The 16133-nt window shown below is 42.2% G+C and carries 14 protein-coding genes; 3 read left to right on the plus strand and 11 right to left on the minus strand.

The window, feature by feature from the left end:
• Nucleotides 1-134: 134 nt before the first annotated feature.
• The gene (locus MHI27_RS20180) at nt 135-1718 is read left to right on the plus strand and encodes a helix-turn-helix domain-containing protein (protein ID WP_405174563.1); all 1584 of its coding nucleotides are present in this window, start codon (nt 135-137) and stop codon (nt 1716-1718) included.
• A 157-nt stretch (nt 1719-1875) separates the two neighbouring features.
• On the opposite strand, the gene MHI27_RS20185 is transcribed toward MHI27_RS20180, so the two are convergent.
• On the minus strand, nt 1876-2430 hold the full coding sequence (locus MHI27_RS20185) for a GNAT family N-acetyltransferase (RefSeq protein WP_405174564.1): 555 nt from the start codon (nt 2428-2430) through the stop codon (nt 1876-1878).
• A gap of 86 nt (nt 2431-2516) precedes the next feature.
• On the opposite strand from MHI27_RS20185, the gene MHI27_RS20190 reads away from it, so the two are divergent.
• Nucleotides 2517-3098, plus strand: coding sequence for a LysE family translocator (locus MHI27_RS20190; RefSeq protein ID WP_076299331.1), 582 nt, complete (start codon nt 2517-2519; stop codon nt 3096-3098).
• Nucleotides 3099-3116: 18 nt separating this feature from the next.
• Complete coding sequence (locus MHI27_RS20195) at nt 3117-3890, plus strand: AraC family transcriptional regulator (RefSeq protein ID WP_405174565.1); 774 nt, start codon at nt 3117-3119, stop codon at nt 3888-3890.
• A gap of 27 nt (nt 3891-3917) precedes the next feature.
• Here the strand turns inward: MHI27_RS20195 and nagA are convergent, their stop codons facing one another.
• From nagA to MHI27_RS20245, 10 genes are all read right to left on the minus strand, one after another.
• Nucleotides 3918-5060 (minus strand): N-acetylglucosamine-6-phosphate deacetylase, encoded by a 1143-nt coding sequence (gene nagA, locus MHI27_RS20200; protein WP_042189726.1) that lies wholly within the window; start codon nt 5058-5060, stop codon nt 3918-3920.
• Between the two features lie 23 nt (nt 5061-5083).
• Complete coding sequence (locus MHI27_RS20205; RefSeq protein WP_081382852.1) at nt 5084-5869, minus strand: DeoR/GlpR family DNA-binding transcription regulator; 786 nt, start codon at nt 5867-5869, stop codon at nt 5084-5086.
• A gap of 164 nt (nt 5870-6033) precedes the next feature.
• Nucleotides 6034-6513, minus strand: coding sequence for a DinB family protein (locus tag MHI27_RS20210; protein ID WP_405174566.1), 480 nt, complete (start codon nt 6511-6513; stop codon nt 6034-6036).
• Nucleotides 6514-6551: 38 nt separating this feature from the next.
• Nucleotides 6552-8018: a protein adenylyltransferase SelO gene (locus tag MHI27_RS20215; protein ID WP_405174567.1), complete on the minus strand. Its 1467-nt coding sequence runs from the start codon at nt 8016-8018 to the stop codon at nt 6552-6554.
• Between the two features lie 196 nt (nt 8019-8214).
• On the minus strand, nt 8215-9504 hold the full coding sequence (locus tag MHI27_RS20220; protein WP_076299336.1) for a serine dehydratase subunit alpha family protein: 1290 nt from the start codon (nt 9502-9504) through the stop codon (nt 8215-8217).
• A 111-nt stretch (nt 9505-9615) separates the two neighbouring features.
• A complete protein-coding gene (locus tag MHI27_RS20225; protein WP_042189737.1) occupies nt 9616-10323 on the minus strand; it encodes a DNA alkylation repair protein in 708 nt (235 codons plus the stop codon).
• A gap of 160 nt (nt 10324-10483) precedes the next feature.
• Complete coding sequence (locus MHI27_RS20230; RefSeq protein ID WP_405174568.1) at nt 10484-11314, minus strand: carbohydrate ABC transporter permease; 831 nt, start codon at nt 11312-11314, stop codon at nt 10484-10486.
• 15 nt (nt 11315-11329) lie between these two features.
• Nucleotides 11330-12235 carry a carbohydrate ABC transporter permease gene (locus MHI27_RS20235; protein ID WP_042189741.1) on the minus strand — a complete coding sequence of 302 codons (906 nt, stop codon included), beginning with the start codon at nt 12233-12235 and terminating at the stop codon, nt 11330-11332.
• Nucleotides 12236-12410: 175 nt separating this feature from the next.
• Nucleotides 12411-13823 (minus strand): ABC transporter substrate-binding protein, encoded by a 1413-nt coding sequence (locus MHI27_RS20240; protein WP_076299338.1) that lies wholly within the window; start codon nt 13821-13823, stop codon nt 12411-12413.
• A 179-nt stretch (nt 13824-14002) separates the two neighbouring features.
• Nucleotides 14003-16030, minus strand: coding sequence for a DUF5107 domain-containing protein (locus tag MHI27_RS20245; RefSeq protein WP_405174569.1), 2028 nt, complete (start codon nt 16028-16030; stop codon nt 14003-14005).
• Between the last annotated feature and the right edge of the window lie 103 nt (nt 16031-16133).

The following is a 16133-nucleotide window of genomic DNA, read 5'->3' on the forward strand; positions in this document are numbered from 1 at the left end:
AAGGATAGGATGGGACGTTATTTTATACTATTGGGCTGCTTAATAACTAGAAGGAATCAATTGATATCTTGGTAGCTTTACTGTATGATTTCTTTAATTGATAATAATTCTCAATTGAACTTGGAGGTTTTCACTTGGACAGGAACGGTTTGGAGGTCACAAGGCCGGTACATACCCTTTATTTCGAATTGCACCATTTACAACATGTTGTTACTTCCCCATCAAGTGGAATCCCCCCGCAACCGCTGACCTCCTATACCTTGTTGGTCATGGAGGACGGTGAGGTCTCGCAAAGTTGGGACGATGAAGAATATACGCTAAAGGCTGGAAGCTGCTGGATATTTAGTCCTGGATCGATTATCGACATGAGCAAATTCCATGGTCAGGGCGGCTCGTTTTGGCTGCTCAACTTTTCCATCCTAGGCAACACAGCCAGACCCGTCACGACCTATTTGCAAGTCGGTGAATGCCGTATTTCCTCTACAAAAGTTCCGCTGCGCATCGTCAGGGAAATCAGCAAATACCAGAATGATAAGTCTGCTGCACGGCAAATGGACAATCACGCGAGATTTCAAAAGCTGATGCGAATCATGATAGAGAGCACGAAAGATCAGCCTGCTTCCGAAACTACACGTCAATCAGTACTAGCCATTATTGAACAGCTCAAGGAGCATTTTACCGAAGAGATATCCGTAGAGGAGCTTGCTGCGCAAGCCCAAATCAGCAAACGCAGATTCACCCACTGGTTTAAGCACATTACTGGAAAGCATGTTTTGGAGTACATTACGGACTTGCGGATGGAATCAGCAAAACAACTCTTATTAAAAGGCGAGCGCCTGCAAGAGATCGCCGTCAAGGTCGGTTACAGGGATGAATTTTATTTCAACCGTCGCTTTAAGCAGACGGAGGGCTTAACGCCCGGACAATTTGTCCGCAACTACGAGAACAAACCAGCTCATATTTGTGCACTAACCTGCCTCGGTCATTTACTCGCACTTGGCATCCGGCCCATCGCAGCCGCAAAGAATTTAACCAACAGACCCTACTTGCGAAACCTTAGTCTGGATATTCACCGGGTGAACAATATTCCTTATCAACTGGAAGAGATTGCTGAGTTACAGCCGGAATATATACTGGTATCGAACGAACAGGAATGTGAAGAGCTATCAGCCGTTGCCTCTACGATGATCTTCTCCCAAAACGACCATAAACCAATGACTTTACTGGCGATGCTCGGCGAAGCTTTTAATAAACAGAGGATAGCGCAGCAGCTAATTTTGCAATATGAACAGAAAGCTGAGCGTCACAGAACCGAATTACGGGGATTCATATCCAAGGAAGAAACGGTTTCTGTTATCGAAATACGCACTGATTCCATTTATGTGTTTGGTAACTTCTGGTGCCGTGGAGCTTATAATTTATATGATGGACTAGGCATGACAGCCCCTCCCATTATTGAGCAAGAGATGCTTAACCGTGAGGCTTATCGCCTGATTACAGAGGAGCAACTTTCGCTATACGCAGGTGACCGATTATTTGTGAGCATTCTTGATCCGGTTCGATTCAGAGCGCTGGAGAAGACTTTCATCTGGAAGCAGCTAAAGGCTGTACAAAATAATCATATCTATTCCATAGACCCGGAACATTTCGCTGTCAGCGACCCCATCTCCATGCACAGCCAAATGGACGTGCAGATGAAGCTTCTGCTTGCTCGCTAGTTTGAAAGCAACCTGGCTAAAGATTCTCTCTACTCTATAATACAAAACCAAGATCATGCTAAAAAAGCCAGCTATCATAGCTGGCCAAATCATAAAAGAAGCATTTGCTGGCATCATAACTACCATTATCTTGCCGGTTAAACATTTCTTACAAACCTTATTCTAAATGATCGCTTACATTACACAACCAAACCATATGATCGGAATCGGGTCCCCAATAATCTTTTACTACCTTATAAGGCTCCCCAAATTTACGCTTCCACTTGATTTGTGCACGTTTATAGCCACTGTCCAAACAAAATTGCTCGATCCCTTGTTCGTTTAGAAATGTCATTATTTCCTTAATTAATGCCGAACCAATCCCTTGCCCCTGATAGCTTGGCAACACGTATAAACTGCCCAGTTCCCCCAAATGATCCAACTGATGTTCTGCACAGATTTGAATAGTCTCACCACAGGGACCATAGGAAATCGTACCCACAACCTTCCCATTGATTTTAGCGGTAAAGAAATAAATATCCGAGTTTGCCTTTTCCAGTGAAGATAGCGCCTTTTGCTTTTTATGATCGGTTTCACTTTGTATATCCTCTAGTAAGTGACCTAATCCTTCTTTGTTAAAGGCATCCGATATTGATTCTTCAAATACCCGGCATGTAGATACATAATCGCCCTCAGTGAGTGTACTAATAGTTAAATGTTTTGTCTCATTCATTATGTTGATCTCCTCTGCAATAATGTACTATAAACAATCAAGTTATGAGGTTTATATTCATAAGACAACTTTTACTGGAGGTCATCATGAATATAATTTCCTTTCTTCTCTATTGCATTGTAGTTACATGTTCACCCGGTCCTGCCAATATTGTTATTCTTTCTTCCGTGCAACATTCAGGGGCTAAGAAAACCATGCGGTATGTATACGGGGCTACGATGGCTTTTGGTCTATTGCTTATCCTTTCTACCTTGATGAATCGTGTTCTGGTGGAGGTCATCCCAAATATCCTGATCATTATGCAAGTCGTCGGAAGTATATATATGCTCTATCTTGCTTATAAAATCTTTAAAATGGGTGCAATGGAAGACAAGCCTAATCCAAATGCCAATTTTCGGTCGGGTTTACTTATGCAACTTGTGAATCCTAAAGTGCTCTTATTTACTTTAACAGTCATTCCCAGCTATGTAATGCCATTCTATACTTCTTCTCTCACCTTATTTATGTTTGTTATAATTATAACTGTGATCGGATTTTTTGCTTTTACGACATGGGTTGTATTTGGGGCAATCTTCAGAGCATTTCTGCAAAATCACCAAAAAGTTCTAAATACTCTGATGGCACTATTTTTAGTATACTCTGCCATTATGATATCGGGAATCCTATAAGTCGTGGAGGTTAAGAGCGTGGAGAAATTCAACTATAAAAAGTCAGCAGATATCCTAACATTGTCAGCTAGCATGAGTGATTTCACTTATAAAAAACATTGCCATGAGGAATACGCAATCGGTGTCACCTTACGTGGCATTCAGCAATATAACCTTGATGGTAGCTTGCAATCCTCTCATAAAAATGGCGTAATGCTATTTAATCGAGAGCAAACGCATGATGGCAATTCATATGATAAAGCAGGTATTGATTATGTCATGCTATATATCAAACCAACCTTGATACAAGAGATCCTTGGAAAAAAAGAACTTCGCTTCGCCTCTCCCATTCTATACGATGACAAATTGGCACAGTGCATATTAGCGCTAAGTCATGCCATCCAGAATGGCAAAGAGGAGTCCTTGTGCAGTGAGCTGTTGTTAAACCTGGTTCATCTAGTATCTAATACTGAACTAGTTACAGAGCACAGGATAAATAATAAATTTGTCAAAAAAGCAAAGGAAATGATGTACTGCAGTTTAGAACATGTACTGAAACTAGATGATCTCTGTAAAGAGTTTGGACTTTCCAAATATCAATTTATCCGAGAGTTTAAGACACATACAGGAATATCACCTTATCAATTTTTCTTAAATTGCAAGGTAGAGCATGCCAAGCAGTCCATTGAGAAAACTAAGGATATCTATGCCGCTGTAGTAGATTGTGGATTTGTGGATTTAACTCATTTGAACCGGCATTTTAAAAGCATGTTTGGCATAACCGCACATGAATACAGGTTACAACTGCATTGAGCAGAAGTAACCTGTATTCATCATGATTTATGAAATTTGACCATTCACCATTGTCCAGCACACTTTAAATTCATCATCCAAGAGGACCAGATCAGCATCAAAGCCGGATGTTATTGTCCCCTTTTGTTGAAGTCCAAGAATATTGGCCGGCGTAGTTGAAGCCATCTTTACGGCGTCTATCAATGGAATTCCAGTTTCGACAGTATAACGTAAAGCTTCATTCATAGTCACTGTGCTTGAAGCTAGCGTTCCATCCTTCAGTCTCGCTACCCCCTCGGATACCGTAACATGATGGCCTCCAAACATATAATCCCCATCACCTAATCCCATAGCTTGCAGTGCATCTGTAATCAAGACCATTCCTTCTGGTCCTTTCAAGGTATGCATTAATCGAATAATTGCAGGATGCAGATGGACGTTGTCCACAATCGCTTGAAGACTTACATGTTTCTCTTCAAAAGCAGCCACAATTACCCCTGGATCTCGATGATGGATAGGCCGCATGCCATTAAAACAATGCGTAACATGACTTGCCCCCGACGCAAAGGCTTGTTTAGCTTCTTCATATGTGGCATCCGAATGAGCGATGGCTATAACTACACCCTTTTCTTTCAAAAAGGAAATGAGCTCCATCCCTCCCGGCAACTCCGGAGCTATTGTAACCATCTTAATGAGTGAACCCGCTTCTTCAAAAATCAGGTTCATTTCCTCTAAGTTGGGATGGCGTAGATACTTTTCGTTCTGCATTCCTTTTCGCTTCGGGTTCAAGTAAGGTCCTTCTAAATGAATACCTGCGATCTTTGCGCCCACTTCATGTCCGATCACACGCTTGACACTACGAATCATTTCTAAAAGATCTTCTAGCGTAGAACTCACAGAGGTAGCCAAAAATGAGGTACAGCCAGATGAAGCACAAGCACTTGAGACCTCTTGGATACTCTTTTCCGTACCGTCCATCATATCGAAGCCATTGGCGCCATGAATATGAACATCTATCATCCCGGGTACTAATAAATGGCCACCACCATCGATCCGTTCATATTGTCCCTCTGGAATCGAAAGATCCTCTGTATCTATCTTTATGATTTTCCCTTCAGAAATCCACACATTAGCCGCTGGGACAATACGATTCTGAAGCGCCACTTGTACATTTTGCAGAATATAAGACATAAATATCCTCCTCTGTTTTGTTATCAGTCTTGCTCTCGAGCCTCTTCAGTTTCTTCTGGACATTCAATCACTGTGATGTTCTTCTGATCTAGAATTTCTCTGATCTCACTGGGGAGTTCCCGATCGGTAATTAGAATGTCAACGAACTCAAAGTCTAGACGGAAAAATGATTTGCCAATAAATTTGGTGTGATCAGCCACTAAGATGACTTGATCTGATCTTCGGGCCATTTCTCTCTTCACCCGCACATCTTCTTCATATGGATAATAGAGTCCATCAGCACGGATCGCGGATGCTCCAATAAAGGCTTTATCAGCACGGATTTCACTAAGTTTATCGATAATAGAAGGGCCATATAACAAGCGGTTTTTCACATTCAAGTAACCACCAAGAACATAAATTTGCAGATCCTCCCGCTGTGACAAGATCCCTACGTTATCAATCGAGTGCGTGACAACCGTAATATCCTTCGCGCTGATCTGTTCTGCTACAAACTGCACGGTGGTTGATACATCTAAAATCACAGTCTCATGATCTTGGATAAGCTGCGCCGCAGCCTTCCCTATCCTCTGCTTACTCTCAGATTCATCGATCAATCGATCCTGATAAGATAACAATTCTTTTTGTAACTCAGGTAACGATACCCCTCCATGCGTTCGGATCACAACACCTTCTTGTACTAATCTAACAATATCCCTACGTGCGGTATCTCTGGATACATCAAATTGCGTACAGATCTCTTGAACACTCATCGATTGGTGTTGTTTCAAATATTCGAGTATTTTTAACAATCTCTCCTCTTGAAACATCATGTATGCACCTCCTAAAGTCATCATAAGTTATTAAGTAAGTATTTGCAAGTATTAAATACGTAATTATAAGTATATGTAAGTATTTTTTGCAACTTATCTTCATTGATATTCGCAAAAAAGACGTTAGCCAGATGAATGTACATCCGTTAACGTCCTTCAATTCACTTCATAGTGCGATTCCAACTCTTTTGGATCTTTCGAATAAAAACGATTTGCCCCACGTGATACGCGTTATGTGTTGTCACATTGCCTATTACTCCCCACCACTGACTGCCTTGGAATTCTTGAACATCGGCATCCAATTGTTCCTTTGTAATCAGTTCCTGCCAACGTAAAAGAGCTTCTAAGAGTTGTTGTTGAAGCTCTTGGAACGTTACTCCTTCTGCAACGACAAAGGTATTATTGTTATCCACTGAAGGAACCGCATGGACACTCTTTTCTTTATACCTTGTTTGCCAAGTTTCATTCCAGTAGAGCAGATGCTGCACTATCTCAGCAATACTATTGCTTTCTTCCGTTACTTTCCAAAATGCTTCTTCTTCTCTTAAGTCTTTTACGGCTACCTCAAAGGGCACATACCAACTTGGATCATTCGCATTAGCTAGCAACTGGTTAGCCAGAACATCATATGCATGAAACATTCTTACTTCACCTCATTATTTAGATCATTATCAGCAAATCAAGTGCCGCAGAAGGTTCGATATGGACGTGCTGATTCCTCAGGTAGTGCCGAGTATTCATCCTGTTCAGGGGAATACGCGTAAGGATTGGAAAGAGCTTTAAGCAATCGCTCCATCACACTGTAATCTTCCTGTTGTACTGCCGCTTGGAGCGCTTCTTCTACCCTGTGGTTCCGCGGAATGATCGCAGGATTACTATTGCGCATTAGCTGCAGCGAAACCTCTTTCGATTGCTGCTGTCTGCTAAGTCTAGCCTGCCATAACTCATGCCACTTCGTAAATTCCGCTGCACCAAACAGAGCGGTTTCTTCCAGCTTCTCTAAAGTTAGGGCACAGAAGGTATTGGTATAGTCTGCCCGATATTTCTGCATCAAATCTAGCAGATCCTCAATTAGCGCTACATCCTCTACCTCTTCGTTGAAGATTCCGAGCTTCGCCCTCATACCTGAGAGCCAGTGATGGTAAGACCGCTCTTTAAAATCTGCAATTTCCTCTTCAGCGAGCTGAATCGCCTGTTCTTGATCATCAGCCAGCAATGGCAGGAGAGTCTCCGCGAATCTCGCGAGATTCCAAGAGGCAATACCCGGTTGATTGCCATAAGCATAACGACCCTGCTGGTCAATGGAACTGAATACCGTTTCTGGATGATACACATCCATGAAGGCGCAAGGACCATAATCAATCGTTTCTCCGCTAAGCGCCATGTTGTCGGTGTTCATTACTCCGTGAATAAATCCTACCAGCTGCCACTTGGCAATTAATTCAGCCTGACGTCCAATCACTTCCCGAAGCAGGAAAAGATAACGATTCTCTTGAGAAACAGCTTCCGGATAATGTCTTTGTAATGTGTAATCTGCCAGAGTACGGACATCCTCAACAGTACCCCACGCTGCAACATATTGAAAGGTGCCCACCCGTAGATGACTTGCAGCAACTCGGGTCAGAATAGCACCAGGCTGCTCTGTTTCTCGAATGATCGTTTCTCCAGTAGTTACCACTGCCAAGCTGCGAGTGGTAGGAATACCCAAACCATGCATGGCTTCGCTGATGATATATTCACGAAGCATCGGTCCAAGTCCGGCTCGGCCATCGCCACCACGAGAATATGGTGTTCTTCCCGCGCCCTTAAGCTGAATGTCTACGCGTTCACCTTGGGGTGTGATCTGCTCACCAATCAGTGCAGCTCGGCCGTCACCTAACATGGTAAAATGTCCGAATTGATGTCCAGCATACGCTTGAGCAAGGGACACAGTACCTTCAGGGACTTCATTGCCTGCAAGATTCTGAACACCCTCCTTACTATGTAGTGCTGTGCTATTCAGCCCTAAGGCAGTAGCCAATGTTTCATTTAAAATAACTAACTCCGGCTTACGCACAGGAGTTGGTTTGATCCTTGTAAACATGGATTCCGGCAGATGAGCATAACTGTTCTCAAAGTTCCATCCTATATCTATCTTCTCCGTCATAATATCTCCTTTTTATACCATCAGTCTATGCCTTTATGATCTCAGAATAAGTTATGTTAAAATTTAATGCAAATCTTCGCAATAACAAATACCCTTACTGAATAGATAAAAAGACCGCCCAGTCTCCTGCCATTCATGTAGGGAACCAGACGGTCTTAAATTATGATGTTCTAACCTGTTATTACCTTAAAGGAAGCTAATTCGCTCCGCCTTTGGAGAGCATGATATTTAAGATGGTCTTGTCAGTATCCGCCAGACCTTCCTGAACCAGCCGCTCCATGTTGCGGATAGTGTCTTCCACCTCTTCGAAAATAACTCCATCCTTGGTTGTAGGAGCAATATTGTTCATCGCCAGTGTGGCTGCCTGAATCGCCGTATTGGTGGAGGTGGATATCTTCAGCGCACAGGTTGAATTTGCACCGTCGCAAATCATACCTGATAAAGAGGCTATCGTATTCTGTATCCCATGCTTGATCTGCTCAAGAGTGCCGTCCATGAGATAAATGATCCCGCTATTCGCTCCAACTCCACCTGCAATTCCTGAACCACATAAAGGCGACAACCGCCCAATATAATGCTTGATATGCACAGTGACCAGATTACTTAGTGCAAGCGCCCGAGCTAGCGTCTCTTCATCCTTGCCAAGTAATTCCGCCAAAGATATAACAGGAAGCGTACAGGCGATGCCTTGATTACCGCTGCCCGCTGTTGTCATCACAGGCATTGCGCTGCCATCCATACGAGCATCTGAAGCCGCAGCAGTGGCCGCTATAATTTTGTTCGCTACATCATTGCCGAACAAATTCACAGCAGATTGCTGATTCATCTTCTTCCCTACTTGCAACCCATAATCGCCTCGGAGTCCCTCTTCGGAAATCGCTTTGTTCATCCGAGCGCCTTCCAAGAGGAAGCTAAGGTCTGAAAATGGAGCCGTAGTTATAAACTCAAATATCCGATCTACAGAGCCTTCATAGGCTTCAGTATCAGAAAGTCCAGGCTTGCCACAATCTGCTTTAGACTTCTTAGGTGTCACTTTTTTTCCGTCCAGAGCCAGATATTCTATATTAGTGTGTTCTTTAGCAAGGATGGCAGTCGCTGTATGATTCTCTGTCTTCACCTGTGCTTCAATATATAATTTCTCAGGAGTGTCCATTATCTCCACTTTTAGCAGCTTTCGATCAAGCAGGTCATTTGCCAGCTTTAGCTCATCCTGAGTCAGACCTGATAGGATTTCCAGCTCCTTGTGCGAACGTCCGACCACCGCACCAAGGGCTGCTGCGATAGGCAGACCTGTCTGGCCTGTCCCAGGGATGCCCACTCCCATTGCATTTTTAATAATATTACCACTGAGATGCAGCTGAATCCCCGTTATTTCTTCCTCGAGAAGCTCTGCCGCCAAGGAGACGGCATACGCAACTGCGATCGGCTCTGTGCAGCCTTCTGCCGGTACGACTTCCTTGTGCAAAATTTCCAATAAGTTGCCCATGTATGCTTTTCCCCCTTCTCTCTCCCACTTGGAGTCATTTCTATATAGTAACGCAGAGTGAAGTTTCAGGGAATCCTTTTTCCTTTTTCTTCTCTAGAAGCTTCTGCTAGATCAACATCTTACATGCTTGCGTTTAAAACCAAGCCGAGCTTTGTCGACTGCTTTTTGAATATTTGCGTACGCGTGAATCAATTTACTTTTTGCCTTATTCTTATCAACTTCAATTGGCCCTACAGTTCTTGCGGTTTCACTGGCCTTATCATGAAGTGGCGAATAAGATACGGCCACTGTGTACATGAAATTATTCATTGCGTATTGGGTACGTTCTGGAGAATCATGAATCGTATTTTCCACCATCTCAAGCATACCAGCAAGCTTGCTTTCGGAAAACTCAACATCCGGCCGACTGCCAAGCAGCCAGCAGTAACAGCTCCAGCCCGCTGACATTCTCAGCTCTTCACCACTCGCGATCCATTTATCGGCAACTTGTTGTGCAATATCTGCTTCTGCCAAGGTTACTGCCACTACAAAGTCGGACAGCATATAAAAATAAGCCGCATCCATCCATCGGTCATAATCCGCTTCCGTCATTGCATTGGGATCAGCAATGATGCCAGCAAAATACATGGCATCATAGTTCCCAGTCGCGTAAAGTTCCTCAGCCAATGGCTGATTTATTTTGGTTTTCTTGAAGATTGGCTTCATTGCTCCGGTAGCCACGCCAAATAGCGGCTCCTTTGCTCCATTAGACATATATATTTTCTTGGTTCGTTCCTTGCCAAGCGCTTCCAGCTCCTGCATGACCATCTCTAAATCCACTATTTAACACTTCCTTTTTCAAAGTTCTTTCCCAAGCTATCTTAGGTTTGTACTAGTTAAAGAAAGTGTACTGTATGGGTTTCCTTGTCGCAAGTTAAGTTTCCTAAGGAATCCTTATGGGTGCGCAAATAACCACCTATATTATTAGATGGTTATTACCTCAACCTTTTACAGAACCGATTGTAATTCCAGCAACGATCTTTCTGGACACAAGAAGATAAAGTATAAACGTGGGCAGAAACACCAGAAGTGACGCAGCAAAAATACCCGAGTAATTACCAGTATTCGTATATCCTACTACAATGGATTGAAGTGCTAATGCTATTGGATGTCGATCCGGATTATTAGCAAAGATCAGAGCATAAAAATATTCATTCCAGATCCCCATCACATTAAAAATCGTTAACGTCAAAATACCAGCCTGTGCCATAGGTAAGATGATTTTGATAAAAGCTTTAATCGGCCCACATCCATCGATCGCTGCTGATTCCTCCAATTCTTTCGGAATGGATGCAAAGAACCCTGTAAGCAAAAATACAGCAAAAGGGACATTCGTAAAAATGTATACAAAGATTAACGTAAATGTCGAGCCTGTTAAATTCAATGAATAAAATAACGAAAACAACGGGATCGAGATCAGTAGCCCCGGAACTGATAATGCCGAGATAAACATTAAATTAACTAACCTTTTCCCCCTAAACTGAATTCGTCCCAATATATATGCAGCCGGAGCTGCAACAACAATAATACCTACGCAAGAGGTTACCGTATAAACTAGACTGTTCAAAAAGTACAAGCCGATCTTCGTTTCTTCGAATAATCGGGTATAGTTAGAGAAATGAAATCCGCTCGCCAGTAGTTTATTCGTAAATATCTCTCTTGTCGTGCTGAGTGAAGCAAGGAATGCGTATCCAAAAATAATAATTGTAAAGATAAGCCAGACTACTAATGGAACATATCGAATGATTCGAGTGATTGAGTGAAGACGCATATTGTCTCCTCCTTCCTAGTATTCTAAACGATCCTTCCTAAACAACAGACCAATCAAGAAGGAAAAGCCAATAATTGCAACAGTAATCAACACACCAATCGCAGCTCCTGCTCCAACATTGAAAGCTTGCGTATCAGAAATTCTCTCCCCACCAAATACCTTCAAGTACATATAATAGCCAGGAGTCATCGTATGTGGATCATTTCTCCCGAAAATGGAAGACCATACAAAGAAGTTAATGGCTGTAACCGTCCATAACACCAACGTGGTCTTAAACACATCACGGAGTAACGGAAGAGTAATATGGAAGAACTGATATACTGTGTTTGCTCCTTCCAATAATGCTGCTTCGTAGTAATCATTAGGTATCCGATCCATGGCCGCACCAAGAATTAATAAGAAATAACCAATTGATCCAAAACAAAAAGCGATCAGCATGGATAAAAATAAATGCTGGTCATCCGTCCATTGAATATTGGCTAATTGTTCAAGTCCAAGAAGGCGAAATACATGTGTCAACAATCCAAAGGTTGGATTATACACATACTGAAGCCATATTACTGACATGACAACAACTGATACAGTATTAGGCAGGTAAATCAAGGCTCTCCAGAAGCCTTTGAAACGAACGCCGGAGGAAATAAGCACTGAGAAGAAAAAAGCCATAACGAAAACAATGAGTCCACCAATAATCCAAATCTTAAGCACATTTAATGAAGAATTTAAGAAATAGGAATTATGAAATAACCCCCAGTAATTGTCTAAACCAATAAATTTCCATTCACTGATACTACTGTTTATATTAGATATCTCGTAAAAGCTCATAAACACTGCCCGCAAGGTTGGATAAAAAAAGATCGACATATAAACCAGGATAGCAGGCAGAAGGAATAGCATCATAATCGGTTTACTAATTCTCATCTTTGTATCCCCCGCATCATAATGTGCAACTTATTCTTCCTAATACTCTAAAAAAATCTATATGCAGCTGCCGCTATTGACCGCCACATATAGATTTACATAAAATCTAGATTGAACAAAAAGACTCGAGAAAAGGGAACGAAGTGACGGAGGGGAATTTTGGAACTGTTATGTTTTATTTACCGGCGTAGAATTTCTTAGCTTCCGCACTTAGCTTCGGCCCGAATTCTTCTGGCTTCAGTTTTCCAGTGATAAGTTCCATGAAGGTAGGCACAATGGTAGCAAGCGTAAAGTCGCCTCCATCACCAATACCTCCACCCCAAGGCATATTTTCTTTTGCATTTAGAAAAGCAGCCTCTGCTTCTGCAAGCATCGCAGGCCATTCAGAATCAATAGTTGCTGGGATCGCAAGTGCATCCTTCGCCATTTTTTCTTGTATCTGCTTACTAACGATATGTTTGATAAGCTCAAAAGCAGCCTCTGCATTCTTGCTCGATTTATTAATGAACATCCCTTGAGATCCAAAGATCAACCCTTGCTTTCCACCTTTACCGTTTCCATTTGGAACATCTGGGAATTGAAACGTGCCCCATTTGAAATCTGGTCCTGAGGTGGCAAGCACTTCATTCGGAAGCCATGTTCCATTTAGATAAGCGGCAGAACCACCAAGCACGAGATCTTGCTGAGCCGCAGGATATTTACTTCCGGCAATTTTATTAGAGAAAAAACCTTTAGCGTTTAAATTAGCCATATCTTTAGCGAATTGAAGAATGATTGGATCATTCCACATCTCACCGGTCTTATCCTGCACAAGCTGGCTTACCCAATCTGCCCCCATCGCATTTGCCAGATAGGATCCAATAAATAAGTCCCGATATGCGTCATCAAAGGTAAGCGGTGCTGAACCTGCTGCTTTGATTTTTTCAGCATCTGCAAGGAATTCTTCCCAAGTGGCAGGTGCTTTTGTTATCCCAGCCTTCTCATACACTTCCTTGTTATAGAAAAAGAGTACTGCATACGGTTGCTGCGGAATCGAATAAATACCTTCTTCTAAACCGTACTTTGTGGATAGCGATTGTATCCAGCTTAACAAGCTTGGAATCATTGAATCCTTTACTGACTTGCCTTCCATTCCGATGGATGGCTCAGCAAGCAAATCATCAAGCTTCATAACGTAATCTTTCATCCCTTGAATACCAGCTGGGCTACCTGGATCGGCTTCCCAGATATCAATTTGCTCTCCTCCATCCAAAGCAGGCTTGATCAATTTTAAGATATCACGACCGGTAAATTTCAGATCCACTTCAACTTCTGGATTAGCCGCCTTGAATTCAGCAACTGCAGACTCAATAACCTTCGCTTGTGGTTCAGTGCTGCTCCACATCGACCAGAATACTACCTTACCTTCTAGTCCAGAAGCTTTAACTTCGGTGGTAGCCTCAGTTGTAGCTGTAGGGGTGTTCTCCTTAGTTGCTTCAGGCGGGGCAGCATTGTTCGTGGTATTGCTTGATCCACAACCAGCCAATAACGTTAGAACCATCGACATAGCAAGCAACAAACCTGTGAGCTTCTTTTGTCTTTTTTTCACGTGTGTAGCATCCCCCTCAAATATGAAAGCGCTTTCACAAGTAAGTATATAACGAAGCAACTCAGGTCTAACATCGACGATATTGAACAAAGCATGCACAATTTTATCTAAATTTTAATCACCTTCAGCATCCTAAAAAAAAGAGAGCTTCGATTAAAATCATCGAAACTCTCTCTTGGTTAAGCTCCCACTATTCTAAAATCAATGTTATTAGGCGGTGGATATAGGGTGATAGCTTCCTTCATTAATTCTTCAGATAATACAGTATTTCGGCTCTCCGCTAGCTTTTTAGCTTGAAATTTATACCACAGCTCCACAATCGTAACTTCGCCTTCACGAATCACAGCAAATTCTTTCTGGAATAAGTATAATAGGAATTCATTATGACCCAACTCCTGAGCAGCAGCTCCAATAATAATTTGGAGACGATCACTTTGCCTGAACTCTTCAGGAAGTGATTCGTACACACTCCAAGCCTTAGCAAATTGTTTATTTCTAATCAACATGCTAATATACTCATCTGCAAATGCTCTGTCAGGAAAGCCATTGTATAAAGAATACGCCAGTTCATAATAGACCAGAGCCTGATCTGCCTCTCCTCTCTGTTCAGAGGTAATCGCCAGATTACGATAAACCCAAGCAGACGGCTTCAATTCAAGCGATTGATGCCATGCAGTTATTGCTTGATCTTCCTTTCCATACTCATAGAGCATAATGCCGTAATGCAAGTAGGAATTCCATATTTGATTATCTGCATGCTCTAGACTGGTACGAAGCAATTCCATCCATTCTTCTTGGACCATCCAAGAGGCCGGAATATCTTGCACATCTCCCACTGGCAAACCTCCCTCTTGTAACAGGGCTAACCATGGAAGTTGCGGTGCTGCAATACTGGATTCCAAGAATAAAAATCCATCCGGAATCGACCTTTCATTATGAGCTTTTCTACGAATGTCCTCAAGTGCTCCCCAGCCTGAGCCTGAGTGCAATAGTTCTGATGGTGTTAAATTAGCATAAGCTTGCAACTTCTCATGAAGAATATACACCTCATCTTCTTGCAATTGTTCATTGACTTGCGTTTCAATAAAATCCCGAGCCTCAGACCAATCGCTTTGATTTGCCTTATGTGCATCCACCTGAGTAATACCGAATATTTGAGTGAAATCCCATATTGAATTTGCAGGCATGTCTAGTCCATGCATCTGTGTTGGAGCAAGCCCTGCTTGTATCTCAACATAATTACCTTCGCCTGGCTTCGCTAAGAAATCACACCATCTTCTACCACCTGCATGGTTGCCCCAGCAAAATAATTTACGATATCTTAAGAGGCTAGTCGAACGTTCGTAGAATAAACTACCATCCTCATAGGCAATTGCTTCCCACGGGGATTTATAATCTGCTTCTGTCTGAAAAAAATACTCGTTAGAGAAAGGAATTCTCATTGGATATGACGAGTCTTCATTTGGAACTGAAGGAAGCACTGGCAAATCTCCCAATCCAAACCCCTTCACTTGGTGATCAATATAGATAACCTTACTAGTGGATGAGAATACTCTTGATTGCAAGGTTTCCGGTGCTGCAATATTTGTCCAATAATACATAGGAATCGACGCTTTGCTATCATTAATGATTCTTACATAGACAGAGAGCTCCTTAGCCCCTTGAGGAAGATGAAAATCAATATGCCAAAAAATGTTTTTACAACGCTCATATTCATAAATTCTTAGAAATTCATTGCCCTTATCATCCATCAATTTGGCAGCATGCACGGGAGAGGCGGTCGTAAAGGTGTGACCTACCTGTCCCACATTCCATTCAATCCCTCCAGAGAACCAAGCGTTTAGAATCGCTAAATTAGCCGGTTGAAAGACAGGATTTGTATACAATATATCTTTGTTCGTACGTTTATCTTTAAGCGAATAGAGTCTACCTCCATACTCAGGTAAAAAGACTGCTTTTAAGATGTCATTTTCCAATACAATCGACTTCATAACCATCGGTTTTCTTTCACGTGTATAGCGATCCTGCATGCGATAAGGTAAATATCTCCCACCTGTATGTTCACCCAGCTGCTGTCTCAATTCTGGCGTAAGTGTACCATTATCCCCTACTTTTGTATGATGGTCTCTGTTTCTGAACATTGGAAGAGGATTCTCTCCTTCTAATAATGCACCTTCAAGAGTTAATGTTGAAATGACTACACTCATTCACGTCACATCCAATCCCATATAGTTAATCCAATTTTACACTGCTAAATGCTAAAGCTACCATTAACAGAATTGAACAAAACCTGTACGATTTAGGACACTC

Origin of the sequence: Paenibacillus sp. FSL H8-0261 (genome assembly GCF_045040645.1) — a bacterium.
In the GTDB taxonomy this organism is placed as follows: Bacteria; Bacillota; Bacilli; order Paenibacillales; family Paenibacillaceae; genus Paenibacillus_AQ.

Excerpts from the sequence above, each read along its gene's own strand:
- MHI27_RS20185 (WP_405174564.1), bottom strand. The coding sequence starts at position 2,430 with ATGAATGAGACAAAACATTTAACTATTAGTACACTCACTGAGGGCGAT.
- MHI27_RS20190 (WP_076299331.1), top strand. The coding sequence starts at position 2,517 with ATGAATATAATTTCCTTTCTTCTCTATTGCATTGTAGTTACATGTTCA.
- nagA (WP_042189726.1), bottom strand. The coding sequence starts at position 5,060 with ATGTCTTATATTCTGCAAAATGTACAAGTGGCGCTTCAGAATCGTATT.
- MHI27_RS20205 (WP_081382852.1), bottom strand. The coding sequence starts at position 5,869 with ATGTTTCAAGAGGAGAGATTGTTAAAAATACTCGAATATTTGAAACAA.
- MHI27_RS20210 (WP_405174566.1), bottom strand. The coding sequence starts at position 6,513 with ATGTTTCATGCATATGATGTTCTGGCTAACCAGTTGCTAGCTAATGCG.
- MHI27_RS20215 (WP_405174567.1), bottom strand. The coding sequence starts at position 8,018 with ATGACGGAGAAGATAGATATAGGATGGAACTTTGAGAACAGTTATGCT.
- MHI27_RS20220 (WP_076299336.1), bottom strand. The coding sequence starts at position 9,504 with ATGGGCAACTTATTGGAAATTTTGCACAAGGAAGTCGTACCGGCAGAA.
- MHI27_RS20230 (WP_405174568.1), bottom strand. The coding sequence starts at position 11,314 with ATGCGTCTTCACTCAATCACTCGAATCATTCGATATGTTCCATTAGTA.
- MHI27_RS20235 (WP_042189741.1), bottom strand. The coding sequence starts at position 12,235 with ATGAGAATTAGTAAACCGATTATGATGCTATTCCTTCTGCCTGCTATC.
- MHI27_RS20245 (WP_405174569.1), bottom strand. The coding sequence starts at position 16,030 with ATGAGTGTAGTCATTTCAACATTAACTCTTGAAGGTGCATTATTAGAA.